The sequence below is a fragment of the Arthrobacter sp. ISL-48 genome (assembly GCF_018613805.1).
Lineage (GTDB): Bacteria > Actinomycetota > Actinomycetes > Actinomycetales > Micrococcaceae > Arthrobacter.
In genome coordinates this window covers 36,557-48,893 of the sequence record NZ_JAGGPL010000017.1, presented here as the reverse complement: position 1 = coordinate 48,893, position 12,337 = coordinate 36,557, and the positions used below count along the sequence as shown (strand labels likewise).

Annotated in this window: 9 protein-coding genes and 2 pseudogenes; 4 read left to right on the top strand and 7 right to left on the bottom strand. The window is 59.6% G+C overall.

Features of this window, described 5'->3' with window-relative positions:
• Positions 1–27: 27 nt before the first annotated feature.
• A pseudogene (locus J7E83_RS15090) lies at positions 28–1,181 on the top strand (IS3 family transposase).
• A 461-nt stretch (positions 1,182–1,642) separates the two neighbouring features.
• Here J7E83_RS15090 and J7E83_RS15085 read toward each other — a convergent pair.
• From J7E83_RS15085 to J7E83_RS15070, 4 genes are all read right to left on the bottom strand, one after another.
• A complete protein-coding gene (locus J7E83_RS15085) occupies positions 1,643–2,020 on the bottom strand; it encodes a hypothetical protein (RefSeq protein ID WP_214963651.1) in 378 nt (125 codons plus the stop codon).
• Between the two features lie 117 nt (positions 2,021–2,137).
• Positions 2,138–2,539, bottom strand: coding sequence for a thioesterase family protein (locus J7E83_RS15080; RefSeq protein ID WP_214963649.1), 402 nt, complete (start codon positions 2,537–2,539; stop codon positions 2,138–2,140).
• Positions 2,539–3,444 carry a nitrilase-related carbon-nitrogen hydrolase gene (locus J7E83_RS15075; protein ID WP_214963647.1) on the bottom strand — a complete coding sequence of 302 codons (906 nt, stop codon included), beginning with the start codon at positions 3,442–3,444 and terminating at the stop codon, positions 2,539–2,541. The genes J7E83_RS15080 and J7E83_RS15075 overlap by 1 nt, the downstream gene beginning before the upstream one ends.
• A 299-nt stretch (positions 3,445–3,743) precedes the next feature.
• On the bottom strand, positions 3,744–4,982 hold the full coding sequence (locus J7E83_RS15070; protein WP_214963645.1) for an FAD-binding oxidoreductase: 1,239 nt from the start codon (positions 4,980–4,982) through the stop codon (positions 3,744–3,746).
• A gap of 359 nt (positions 4,983–5,341) precedes the next feature.
• On the opposite strand from J7E83_RS15070, the gene J7E83_RS15065 reads away from it, so the two are divergent.
• Together J7E83_RS15065 and J7E83_RS15060 are read left to right on the top strand one after the other, a co-directional pair.
• On the top strand, positions 5,342–7,009 hold the full coding sequence (locus J7E83_RS15065; RefSeq protein ID WP_214963642.1) for a CdaR family transcriptional regulator: 1,668 nt from the start codon (positions 5,342–5,344) through the stop codon (positions 7,007–7,009).
• A 131-nt stretch (positions 7,010–7,140) separates the two neighbouring features.
• A complete protein-coding gene (locus J7E83_RS15060; protein WP_214963640.1) occupies positions 7,141–7,455 on the top strand; it encodes a thioredoxin family protein in 315 nt (104 codons plus the stop codon).
• Between the two features lie 127 nt (positions 7,456–7,582).
• Here J7E83_RS15060 and J7E83_RS15055 read toward each other — a convergent pair whose 3' ends face one another.
• Entirely contained in the window at positions 7,583–9,106 is a 1,524-nt protein-coding gene (locus J7E83_RS15055) for a SulP family inorganic anion transporter (protein WP_214963637.1), read from the bottom strand.
• A gap of 176 nt (positions 9,107–9,282) precedes the next feature.
• Between J7E83_RS15055 and J7E83_RS15050 the strand changes: the two genes are divergently transcribed.
• A complete protein-coding gene (locus J7E83_RS15050; protein ID WP_214963634.1) occupies positions 9,283–9,666 on the top strand; it encodes a MerR family transcriptional regulator in 384 nt (127 codons plus the stop codon).
• Between the two features lie 142 nt (positions 9,667–9,808).
• On the opposite strand, the gene istB is transcribed toward J7E83_RS15050, so the two are convergent.
• Together istB and istA are read right to left on the bottom strand one after the other, a co-directional pair.
• On the bottom strand, positions 9,809–10,624 hold the full coding sequence (gene istB / locus J7E83_RS15045; RefSeq protein WP_214963631.1) for an IS21-like element helper ATPase IstB: 816 nt from the start codon (positions 10,622–10,624) through the stop codon (positions 9,809–9,811).
• Positions 10,621–12,139 (bottom strand): annotated as a pseudogene (istA, locus tag J7E83_RS15040) (IS21 family transposase). Before istA ends, istB begins: the two are co-directional and overlap by 4 nt.
• Positions 12,140–12,337: the final 198 nt, after the last annotated feature.

Here is a 12,337-nt window from a genome sequence, read left to right as displayed (position 1 = left end):
TTTCGACCATCACTGACAGCAGTGCGCATGAACGTGGATCGGTTATCCGAGTACCCGTCTGTCTATGCTGCCTGCAAGGCGCTGGCGCCGAAGCTCGGGGTCGGTCCTAAATCGCTGCGCCGCTGGGTCGTCAAGCCCAGGAAGACGCCGGTGAGAAGACCGGACCAAGCAGCGACGAGCTGGAGGAAATCAAGCGGCTCCGGGCTGAGGTTCGGGACTTGAAAGAGTCCAACGAGACCCTCAAACAGGCCTCGATTCTCTTCGCGAGGGAGCTCGACCCTCGCCGCCGCTGATCTGTCGATTCATCGACGAAATGCGCGCGCTGTTGGTTATGCGGTCGAGTCGATCTGTGCCGTCCTGCGGGAGCAGGGCGTGCAGGTCGCCGCACGAACTTACCGGGCGCGGAAGAAACGCCTGCCAGCCCTGCGCACCCTCGAAGACGCCCGCATCACCGACGCGCTCCGGGCCTTGAAAGTCCCCGATGCGAAGGGACGTCCCCGGCCCGAGATCATCTACGGACGGCGGAAAATGACGCAGTCGCTGCGCCGCAACGGCTTCCCCAAGGACGGCCGCCGCGCAGGCGACCTGCTGAACAGGGACTTCACTGTGCCCCGGCATCGAACCGGATCTGGGTAGCTGATTTCACCTACATCCCGGTCTACTCCGGATTCGTCTACGTCACCCTGGTCATCGACCTGTACTCCCGGGCGATCGTCGGCTGGGAAGCCTCAACCATCAAGGACACCGCGTTCGTCGACCACTGCCTGCGGATGGCCCTGTGGCGGCGCGAACACACCGGCCGACCGGCGCCGACAGGACTGATCCATCACTCTGACGCCGGCAGCCAGTACACCTCCATCCGGTACACCGACACCCTGGCCCTGGAGGGCCTGCAGCCGTCCATTGGAAGCGTGGGCGATGCCTATGACAATGCAGCCGCCGAGACCGTGATGGGGCAATTCAAAAACGAGGCCGTCGCAAAGGACTCACCGTTCAGCACCGGAGCGCTGAAGACCGAAACCGACGTGATGGAGATCGTCTTCGAGTGGGTCCACTGGTACAACAACGAACGCCTGCATTCCGCCCTGGACCACCAGACGCCAGAGGAACATGAGCAAACATATTATGATCTACAAACCGGCCCGTCAGCCGACGACGCCGCCAACAAACAGGCGGCATGATTCCCGGGACGGTTCAGTCACCAGCTATCCGAAGAACATGCCGCAGAGCGGACGAGCGAGAAATGCGACTGCAAAGGTTCGGTAGAGGTACAGGGGTAGGACGGCAGGATCCTGTCTTAGGCAATATGACGGGACCCTTGAGGATGTTGACATACACAAACACATCACAGTCATCCCTGAGCCGTTGTCCGATGCTCAGTAGCGATGTTAAAGAGAAACACTTCGTAACCGTCAGCTACATGGAAGAGGCGCCGTTCCCCCAATACATGATGTAACCCAGATGATATTCCGGTCCAAACTCAATGCATCTACTTTTCCGGCAAAACGGTGATTCCCATTTCCGAGAACCACGTCTTGCCCTTCTTCTAACAGTCCCCAGGGAGTGTTAGACGCTGGTGTCCCAGCCCGGGGAGATGTTCCCCTATTGATCGCGGCCAGACCTGTATTGGATGTATCTTCCATCATCGGGATTCAGTCTCAACGCCTGCGTCGCGCCAGTGGACGGGGCTAATGGAAAGAAGGAGCCGGGTGCCGGGGGTTGCACTGTACTGGACAGTGGTTCCCTTGGGAAGAACGAGCAATTCGTCGGCATCGCCTGTCAGGGTGTCCTTGTGTTCACCATCGATTATGACCAGCCGGGCCTGGCCCTCGATGACATAGATTGTTTCCTCGTACTGAACGGTCCAGGGGTCGCTGAAGCCGTTTTCCTCAAAGGTCATGATGTATGTTCCAAGCTGCTGGAGCTGGCTGCCGGCCGTTCGATGTTCGATCTTTGCCGGACCAAAGTCGTTCACGTTTTTGGGATTAAATCCGGGTTTGTGGTTCAAAGAGATTGCCATGGAGGGCTCCTAACGCTGTAGTTCGTGCTTCGATGGCCAGCTCGTCGTGTCGAGACGTAGTATCTGGCTGTGCTGGATTGATAAAAAGGGCGGAGAAATTCAGGTCAGAGACGTGAATCAGCCCTGCAAAGCGCCATGGAGTGCCAGCGCGACGGCTTCCGGAAGTGGTCGAGAACGGGCCTGAGCTGCGTCGACGTTGACGTATACGAGTTCGACGTTCGCCACCTCCGTTCCACCACGAGCAATCGATACGTCGATCGCGAAGCTGGAATTCCCGACGTTTCGGCACTTGACATCAACGTTGAGAATGTCGTCGAAGTAGGCGGGGGATTTGAAAGAAAGAACTGCACTGACAACCGAGGGATCCGTCCCTTCAGCGACCAGCTTCGGGTAGGGCCAACCAATGCTGCGGAAGAACTCCGTCATTGCTACGTCGGCGACCTCAAGATAGCGACTGTTAAAGAGAAACCCCTGAGAGTCCACCTCGTGGTTCCTCACACGATGCTGGTACAGCGGCATCAGGCTCCCATTTCTGCCTGGAGCTTGGCGTACAGATCCAGCCTACGAAGTGCCAGGCCGGGTGCTTCGGGTTTCGCCCGTGAGTCAACCAACAGGTCATGGTCCAAGTCGGCGACCAGCAATTCTTCGTCGGCTGATGCTGTGGTGGCCAGGATCCCGTCGTTGACTCCCACTGTCTTGTCCACGGGCCCGGCGATAAGGGCCCTGCCCACAGCGAACATCGGGGAATCGGTCGGAATGCCGCTTGTACCGAACAGCGGAGACATCACGACGTACAGTTGGTTCTCAATAGCACGCGCCTGACATCCGGTACGTACACGGTGGACGCCCCGCCGGTTCCAAGTGAGGGAAGGGCAAAGGATCATGTCGACGCCTTTGTGGACAAGATAGCGTGAGAGCTCAGGGAACTGGATGTCCGCGCAGATCAGGAGGCCAACAGTAAACGGCCCAACCTTTGTCACTAGGAGTTCATCGCCGCCGCGGGCGCCGAGAGCATGCTCCTGAGGTGTGAGGTGGATTTTGTCCTGGGATTCGATGCGACCGTCCGGGTGCGCGATGTACGCGGTATTGCGCAGCGAGCCGTCTTCGGCGACCCGGTTGTGGCTTCCACCAGCAACCACGATGTTGTAATCCCGGGCCATCCTGCGCATGCCCTCAACGATGTCATCCGTGAACTCCGGTAGGAACTTCCAATAGTCCGATGTGATTGTGGCGGTTGTGACTTCATGATCGGTGACAGCTGCGAGAAGCCCCGTACTTGCGAGCTCGGGGAAAAGCACGAGTTCGGCCTGTTGCTCCGCAGCGCGTTTTACTAGCCCCTCCATATGATCCAGATATTGCTGGAGGGTCCTCTCCGGCCGAAGCTCGAATTGAACGGTGGCTACCTTTAGTGACGCCTTGGTCATAGGAATCTCCTGTCTGAGAAGTCGGCCGTCTCTGATCGGCGATTTTTCCATTTATGTTCTTCCCGCGGTCGCGGACGAGTTGGTCGGCAGGTCGTAGACGCAACTTTCAGGTGGTGCATGGCGTTTTTGTGGCTATCCATGTGCCGGGCCGACTCATGCAATAGACGCTAATGGAGCGTCGAAGGGCTGAACACTAGAAGGATTCCGAAAGGGTGGTCAATGATTTGGTTCTTAGGCCAAAGGTCAGGACGACTGAGCCAGCCGCTAGGGCTTCTGACAGGGAATCGAGTACTGGAAGGCTACTCTCCCGCGACTCTCAGGGCCGGCCGGTTCATTTTCAAGGCACCAGCGAAGACGCTGGCCTCCCCGGCGATGACCTCCGCCATTACCTGGCCGCAGATGGGCCCGCTTGCGATGCCCCATGCGTGACCGACATTGATATAGGCGCCGTCAGCGCGATCGACGATGGGCAGGTTGTCACTTGTTTCGCTTCCGAGACCGGCCCAAAGACCGGTGACGCCGTATTCAGCCAGGGTTGAGTATCTGTCCAAGGTTGTGGAAACCATCGCGTTTGTAGCGTTAATGCTGATGTGGGGATTGAGGGAGCCTCGTCCGTCAAAACTGTTGCCAATGAATATTGATCCTCCGCGGTTTTGGGCGATCGAGTCGTCATAGTCAACGAACGAGGACCCAGACGTCCCGCCCGGGCCCTTTCCAGCACTGGAGCTGCTTGGGCGAGGAAAAACCGCGGCGTCATAAGTTGGAAGGTCAGTAAGCGCCCCGCATCCGTAAACTCCCCTGGGTCCATGCATTATGGCGTTCAAGTGCGTGTCTACGGGTTGAGTCAGCATCTGACCTACTCTGGCGGTGCCGATCGGAACATCGATCCCCTCGGCCCTGAGGTTGGTTGACCAAGCGCCCGTTGCCCACACCACGCCTGATGCGTGAATTTCGCCCCGGACAGTGCGGACCCCTGTTACGGTTTCGCCATTTCGCAGGGTCGAAAGAACAGAGGTGTTTTCAAAAGTGCGGATGCCGGCCCGCACGCAGGCGCTAGCCAGAGCGTTGACGAACTGCACACCATCTATTTGGGCATCATCGGCGCAAAAGACGGCTCCGAGAGCACCGTCCGGAAGGATGGAGCAGTGTTTCTGAGCTTCCTCCCGACTGATCAGGGTTGCATCCAGGCCAGCTGCCCGACGGTCGGCAGCGTAGTCTTCAAGAACACGGCCCTGTGCTTCACTTTCAAAGAAAAAAAGGCCGCCTTGGTTGCGATAGTCAAACACGTCGCCAAGTTCGCTTAAGTAGTCCTGGTACTTTTCCTTGCCGGCTTTAGCGAGTGACAGTTCGTCCCCTGTGCGCCGCGTCTGCAGCCAAAGGGAGCCCGGGTTTCGTCCGGAAGCACCGTAGGTAGGAAACCGCTGCTCCACGACGACGACGTCGAATCCCCGCTTGCGCAGCTCCCAAGCGGTACAAAGCCCCACAATTCCTGCTCCTATGACGACAATGTCACCTGTCGCAAGTGTGTCAGCGCTCATGGCAAGATACCTTCTTCCTCGGGGCTGTCCTGTGGCCCTCTTCGTTAGTCTTCCAGATAGACGAATCCGATAGCAGGGTGAGAAGTCCTTGACGCTTGATTTTCCAGAGGTCAAGCCCATGCAACATGACCTACACGCCAGGGAAAGCAAGCAGGCCCCATATGCCAGCCGTATGGTGTTCGAGTCTCTACCTGCGACGTTAGGAGCCCACCGGCACTGGTGTAATTGTTTCTTGTCCAACGTTCCTCGAAGAGCATTAGAATTCTTACAGGGGGAGGGCTAAATTTCTGGTCTAGTCTGGGCGAAAGCGGTAGGCGAGGCCAGCCGCCCGTCCCGGTCTCTTCCCGAAAGAGTTCCCTATGATAGATGATCCGACCTCCATTCCACTTGGAGCTGTTCTCGCCGACTTGGGTCCTGCTGCGAAGCTCGTCGCGGGGGCCGCTTCCCAGCAGTCAAGGCAGGTTCGCGGCGCTGTTGTTTTGCTGAAGCCGGAAGACTTACCAGCCGACATGGATGTGGTTGTCATATGCCCAGGTGCCGAAAGCTTTAGTGACCTGGCTGCGGCCACCCACCACGGGCTTGGACGAGTAATTTTCGTTACGGCGTCCGAGTCATCCCTTTCTGAAGGGATCGAAGCCGTCGGGGAGCAGCACGTTGTCATCGCCGTTGATCCAGCCCTGAACGTCGCTGACGTCGTGATGTCATTTTCCCGATCGATGCAGATGCCTGAGGAGTCTGTTTCCCGTAGGTTGGCTTCCTTGCAGAGGGCCCTCAGTCAGGCGATGACGGAAACTGAGCCGATTCCGGCGCTACTATCCCGCTTGGCGCACGTGTGTAATGCCACCGCAGTCCTGATCGACAGATTCGGTAAGACTGTCCATGCCACCGGTCCCACACCTATGTCGCTTCTGTTTGAAGAGATCGGCCGCACCTCGGCCGACTCCCAGAACGTGGACGTGGACGGATGGCGGGGGGTGGCAGCCAGAATTTCGGCTCCTGACGAGGCTGACTCGCATTTCGGTTGGCTCGTCGTCACAGCCCGGCGGGCGAATTTTCCGGATAGCCATTCAACCTCCGCGGCCCACGTGGCGGCAACCCTAGTGGAGGCCAGCCAGCGAATGGCCGTAGCAGCCCGACAGCAAGAACGAGCCATACGCACTGCAGTGCTTGAGGAAGCGCTGGCATTGCGCCGAGAGCCTCACAATCCCGAACTGGCTGCCCGGATCACGGCTTTCGGTCTGTCTTTTGCGGACGACTTGCGGACCATTGTTTTTCGGCCCATTCGTCCTGCAGTTGGATCGCGATCGTTGCCAGCGACTGAGGATCTGTCGGAAATTTTGGGCAAAGCGCTGGAGTCGCAGTCCATCGCGTACCTCATGACCGCCAAGGACAAGACATTAACCATAGCGGCGCAGTGCAGCGTTCAGGCCTTCCGGCGTGTGATCGTGGCGGAAGGCTCGAAACTCCCAGGCGCCCTCATTGGCATTGGCCGGAGTGTGCACGCTTTAGGAGACATTCTGGACTCTTACCAGGATGCGCAGCTGGCGGTTCGGACCCTTCGCCGCAATTCGCGGGGTCCTAAAGTTATGGCCTACGAAGACTTCAACTACGCAACGAGGCTTTTCGCTGACGTGGGTTTCGACAAGATGATCAAATGGGCCCAGGAGTTCCTGAAGCCCCTGGAGGGACGGGAACTGCTTGTTGAGGGTCTTCAGACCTACTTTGAACATGCTCAAAACATCAATGCCGCGGCCGACTTTCTGCAAATCCACCACAACTCTTTGCGCTACCGGATAGCTAAAGCTGAAGAAATCCTGGGCATCAATTTGAGGGAACCTGGTGCCGTTTCTTCCGTCTTCTTGGCACTGACAGCCCTTGAGCTTGGACGGATTCAGCAGCCGCGGCCCAAGTCGTCGGGTGACACTGGACGAAGCCGTAGGCCATCGGACGTCGAAGCAAGCGATGTCCTGCCCTACTCGAGGCCATCCGCCGAACGAGCCGGCGTAGTTCGTGCACCTGGCAGATGAATGGCGTCTACGACCGGGTCAAACGCTAATGATCGTGTCAAGTCTTTTTGGCCCCGGCGTGACGGTCGTAGTTGGCCCCGGCAAGTCGCTTTTCAGTGAGCCAAATCCCCTCGGACGGGGACAATAAATTCATGAAGGTTGAGTTGCTGTGTATCGATGGATGTCCAAACTCAGTGGAAGCTGGCGAACGCGTCAGGGCTGCGTTGTCGGAATTGGACCTCCCTGGCGTCGAGGTGATCCTCACGGTGGTCGAGACGGCTTCGGATTCAAAGGGGATGCCATTTGGTGGTTCACCCACCATCACCCTCGATGGCGTCGATATTTTTCCTGGAGCGGCACCTGTAAGCGATTTGTCGTGTCGTATCTACCAGACGCCGCAGGGGCTCGCAGGTCTGCCAACTGTGGATCAGATCAAACAGGCATTCCAAGACCACGGACTCTCCTGACAAGCTTGAGTGCGCCGCTGTATCGTGCGTCTGCGCGGATTATGTCCGCTGCCGTGATCTGCATCCCCACATGTAAAGAGCTCCCCTTCTACGTTGGAAGGGGAGCTCTTGTGGATCACGCGCTGGTTCAGTGTCCGGCGCCGAGTTTGCCGCCGAGGCGTTCGCGCATGAGGGCGCTGGCGTCGTTGAGGCCGATGATCTTTACGTCTTTGCCGTGGTGGTGGTATTTCTCGGTGATGGCGTCCAGCGCCGCGATGGTCGATGCGTCCCAGAGGTGGGATGCGTGCATGTCGATGACGACGTGCTCGGGGTCCAGGGCGTATTCGAACTGGGTGTAGAGGTCGTTTGAGGAGGCGAAGAACAGTTCGCCGTCCACGACGTAGGTGGCTGTTTCGTGGCCGTCGATGGGCTTGACTGAACGTTCGACGGTGACGAAGTGAGCTACCCGGCGGGCGAACATGACCATGGCGACGAGGACACCGACGCCCACACCGATGGCCAGGTTGTGGGTGGCTACGGTGACGATGACGGTGGCGAGCATGACGATGGTTTCGCTCTTGGGCATCATCTTCAAGGTACGTGGCCGGATGCTGTGCCAGTCGAAAGTGGCCACGGAAACGAAGATCATCACTGCCACAAGAGCGGCCATGGGGATCAGCGACACAACGTCGCCGAGGGCGACGACGAGGATGAGCAGGAAGACGCCGGCGAGGAAAGTGGAGATCCGGGTGCGGGCGCCGGAGGCTTTGACGTTGATCATGGTCTGGCCGATCATCGCGCAGCCGCCCATGCCACCGGTGAACCCGGTGACGATGTTGGCAACGCCCTGGCCCCAGGCCTCGCGGGTCTTGTGGGACCGGGTGTCGGTGACGTCGTCGACCAGTTTGGCCGTCATCAGGGATTCGAGCAGGCCGACGAAGGCCATGGCCAGGGCGAACGGGAAGATGATCTGCAGCGTTTCGAGGCTGAAGGGTACGTTCGGGATGAAGAGTGTCGGCAGGGAATCGGGCAGGTCGCCCTTGTCGCCCACGGTCGGGACCGCGACGGCGGCGAAGACGGTGATGAGGGTTAGAACCACGATTGCTACCAGCGGGGCCGGGACGGCCTTGGTGAGCTTGGGCAGGCCGAAGACAATCACCAGGCCCAGTGCGACGAGGGGGTAGACCAGCCAGGGAACACCGAGGAGTTCGGGGACCTGGGACATGAAGATCAGGATGGCCAGGGCGTTGACGAAGCCCACCATGACCGAGCGGGGAATGAACCGCATGAGCTTCGCGACTCCGGAGAGTCCCAGGATGATCTGGAAGATGCCGGCGAGGATGACGGCGGCGACGAAGTAGTCCACGCCATGGGACTTCACCAGTGGGGCTATGACCAGGGCGATAGCGCCGGTGGCCGCGGAGATCATGGCAGGGCGTCCGCCGACGAATGCGATGGTGACGGCCATGGTGAAGGATGCGAAGAGCCCGATCCGCGGATCGACGCCGGCGATGATCGAGAAAGCGATCGCTTCCGGGATCAGGGCCAGGGCCACGACGAGGCCGGCGAGGACCTCGGTCTTGAGCCGGCGCGGTGACATCAGGGTTCCGCGGACCGATTGAAGCTGTTCGGGGGTGAACGCCGGCGGGTGTTCGGCTTTGGTGACGGCCATTGCTGGCTCCGTTCATGGTCAAGAAGACGCGCGTCTGCGGCTTCGTTTTGCTAATGAATGAGGGGGCGCAGCGCCGCGCCGGGAAGAGGGGGAATTAGTTTTGAAGGTCTCACCCTGCTACTCAACCCTACCCTAACGTGATGGTAGGGTTTAAATTTGAACAGGACGGAGCTCTGATGACGGCTAAGACCAGCAGCACCAACACCATGCACATCGGTGAACTGGCGGAGCGGACAGGTCTGTCCCTGCGGACCATCCGCCACTACGACGATGTGGGGCTTCTCCCGGCGACGGCGCGGACGGACGGCGGGTTCAGGGTGTTCTCCGAAGATGATCTCGAACGCCTCATGGTCATCAAGCAGATGAAGCCCCTGGGTTTCTCACTCGAGGAAATGGCTGAAATCCTTGCCCTCCTTGCGGCCCCGGGCATCGCCACCCCTGAACGATCAGTGACGCTGGCTGGATTCCTGGAGAGGGCCGTCCATCAGCGGGCAAAGATGGCGCGGAACCTGGTCCAGGCGGACGAGTTCATCGAAAGGCTAACCGCCAGTCCTGAGTAGTCGTGCGTGCCGGGCGTGAGAGACTCCTTTTCCCGGCACGCACCAACCGGGGTGGGGGAAAGGCTCGGAAACGGTAACCGGGCTCAGTGAAGCTTCCCGTCCTTCGGCAATATCGAGGTCAACCCGGCCTCCCTTGTTGCGCCTACCGGTCCTGTTGGGCTTTGGTGTGAGCGAGCCGGTAGGAGTCAGTGCCGGTCTCGATGATGGCGCCGTTAAAAGTGAGGCGGTCCACGATGGCCGCGCAGAGGCGTGGGTCGCTGAAGGTCTTGGTCCAGCCGGAGAAGGACTCGTTGGAGGCGATCGCGATCGAGTTTTTCTCCTCTCGTTCGGTGAGGACCTGGAAGAGTAGTTCGGCGCCGCGGCGGTCCAGTTCCATATAGCCGAGTTCATCGATGCAGAGCAGGTCTACGCGCCCGTATCTGGCAATGGTCTTGGCCAGGACTTTTTCGTCGGCGGCTTCCACCAGCTCATTCACCAGTCGTGTGGCCAGCGTGTATTTGACCCGGTAGCCTTTCTCCGCGGCTGCAGTGCCGAGGCCTATGAGCAGGTGTGATTTTCCGGTGCCTGAGTCGCCGATCAGGCAGAGCGGTGATCCCTTGCGGATCCAGTCTCCGGTCGCGAGGGTGTGGATGGTGGCGGGATTGATGTTCGGGTTCGCGTCGAAGTCGAAGTCTCCGAGCCATTTGTCCCGCGGGAAGTTCGCCGCTTTGACCCTGCGGATGGAAGAGCGCCGGTCCCGATCATCACACTCTGCCAGCAACAGCTCGGCCAGGAATCCTTGATAGCTCAGTTGCTCTTTGCCGGCAACGGAAAGGGCCTCATCAAGAACCGCGCGAACAGTCGGCAGACGCAGACGCCGGCACGCCTGGTCCACCGCCGCAACAGCGGCTTGTTCAGTCAGGCCGCGCCGACGGCGCAGAGTGGGAGTGACCGCCGCTGATGCTGCTGTCGGGCTCATGAGATGTTCTCCTTCGAGGACGTTGCGGCGGGCTCAGGGTTTTTGGTGCGCTTGGCGAGTAACTCGTCATAGGCGGTGACTGAGGGCACCGGCCGACTGTCAGGGGGGAGCCCAGCGATAACCGCTGCCGGATCCACGAGGCGGCGTTGAGTGAGGCTGACAACTCGCTGCACTTTCAACTCTCTGTGAGCGCCGCGAGTTCACGGGTCCCTTCGGCGTCCCCGTTGACTTTGCGCGATTCCGCCCAGAAAGCCTCATGAGCGGTTGTGAACGTCCCGCAAGCCCTCGCCTGGGACAGAGCACTCGAGCCCGGGAACGCACCCGGTTTACTCTTCAAGACCTCCAGATAATGATCCAGCTGCATCACGTGGCCGGACCTGGCCGCTACGCGCTGATGCCTGGCCACAACAGTGCGGCCCTCAAACACCACAACCTCAGAGGCCCGAAGGGAAACCCGGACTCTCCGGCCGATGAATCTCACCGGCACGGAGTACTTCACCATCCGCACGGTAATCATCGAGGACCTGTCCACCCGAGGACTCAACACCGGACCCGGATCAAAAGCCTCAGCCGGCAAAGCAGCCAGGAACGGCTTTTCATAGGCGTGATCCTGGCCGATGGTCCGGATCCTGTCATTGATCCGCCGGCCGTCGTCGTTCGCTTCCCATCCACAGATCCGGTCATTGAGCTGATCCAGGGACTCGGCGGCAGGCATGGGCGAAAGATGGTTACGTCGAAACCAGCCCACTTCTCCCTCAACGCCGCCTTTCTCATGGGCCCCGGCGATCCCTGGCTGGCAATAGAACGCATCGAAGCCGAAGTGAGAGCGAAACAGCACCCACCGCTCGTTCTCCTGACGCTGTCGGCCTTTACCGAACACGACCGCGGTGACAGCGCTTGTGAGGTTGTCATACCGGATGTGTCTGGTGGGGATCCCGCCCAACGCTTCGAAAGCTTCGATATGGCCTTGGAGGAATGCTTCCTGGCCCTGCGTGGGGTAAACCCGGTGGATGGCCTTGCCGGAATGGGACAACCGGAAGACGAACATATGGCATTTGGTCTTCACCCCGTCCAGGACTACCCAGACCTCACCGAAATCCACCTCCGCCTCAGCCCCTGGGGCATGTTCCTGCGGAACGAACACCTCCACCCGGCGCCCGGCCTCAACATCAATCTCCGCACGCCGCACCCGCACATAGTCCCGCACCGTTGAATACGACAAGTCCTCTGCCCCGTGTTCCTCAACAAGCCGGGCCAAAATCCTGCGCGCCGTATGGCGTTGCTTCCGCGGCGCCGTCGTGTCCTCGGTCAGCATTGCGTCAATTGCGGACTGATAAGGCGTCAACCGATAGGAGACACCTTGACGGGCTTCCGCTCCGGAGGCTCAGCTGATTGGAGTGCCATCCTCACGGTCCGTCGATGAACGCCATGGCGACGTGCCAGCTCACGGATCGAAAGATCCTCGATCCTGGCGTCCCTGCGAATCCTCGCGAACAGTTCCACCCGTGCACCCATCCGGCCCTCCAGCAGTCTGATCCCAACAGATGGAACAAGACTCAGCCGGGGCCACTTATAGCCGTCACAACCGCACCGGCGAGTCACAGGGTGGGGCCAAAAATAACCGTCCTACCGGGGCCATCCAAACCTGTCACAGTCACGCTCTCCGACCAGGCCGGCTGGGCCGGAAAAGGCGGCTCTTCGTGGTTGATTCCG

What these genes read in the sequence shown, in the direction of transcription:
- J7E83_RS15050 (WP_214963634.1), top strand. Translation starts at nt 9,283, where the DNA reads ATGACGGCTAAGACCAGCAGCACCAACACCATGCACATCGGTGAACTG.
- J7E83_RS15080 (WP_214963649.1), bottom strand. Translation starts at nt 2,539, where the DNA reads ATGCCGCTGTACCAGCATCGTGTGAGGAACCACGAGGTGGACTCTCAG.
- J7E83_RS15060 (WP_214963640.1), top strand. Translation starts at nt 7,141, where the DNA reads ATGAAGGTTGAGTTGCTGTGTATCGATGGATGTCCAAACTCAGTGGAA.
- J7E83_RS15055 (WP_214963637.1), bottom strand. Translation starts at nt 9,106, where the DNA reads ATGGCCGTCACCAAAGCCGAACACCCGCCGGCGTTCACCCCCGAACAG.
- J7E83_RS15075 (WP_214963647.1), bottom strand. Translation starts at nt 3,444, where the DNA reads ATGACCAAGGCGTCACTAAAGGTAGCCACCGTTCAATTCGAGCTTCGG.
- J7E83_RS15085 (WP_214963651.1), bottom strand. Translation starts at nt 2,020, where the DNA reads ATGGCAATCTCTTTGAACCACAAACCCGGATTTAATCCCAAAAACGTG.
- J7E83_RS15070 (WP_214963645.1), bottom strand. Translation starts at nt 4,982, where the DNA reads ATGAGCGCTGACACACTTGCGACAGGTGACATTGTCGTCATAGGAGCA.
- J7E83_RS15065 (WP_214963642.1), top strand. Translation starts at nt 5,342, where the DNA reads ATGATAGATGATCCGACCTCCATTCCACTTGGAGCTGTTCTCGCCGAC.
- istB (WP_214963631.1), bottom strand. Translation starts at nt 10,624, where the DNA reads ATGAGCCCGACAGCAGCATCAGCGGCGGTCACTCCCACTCTGCGCCGT.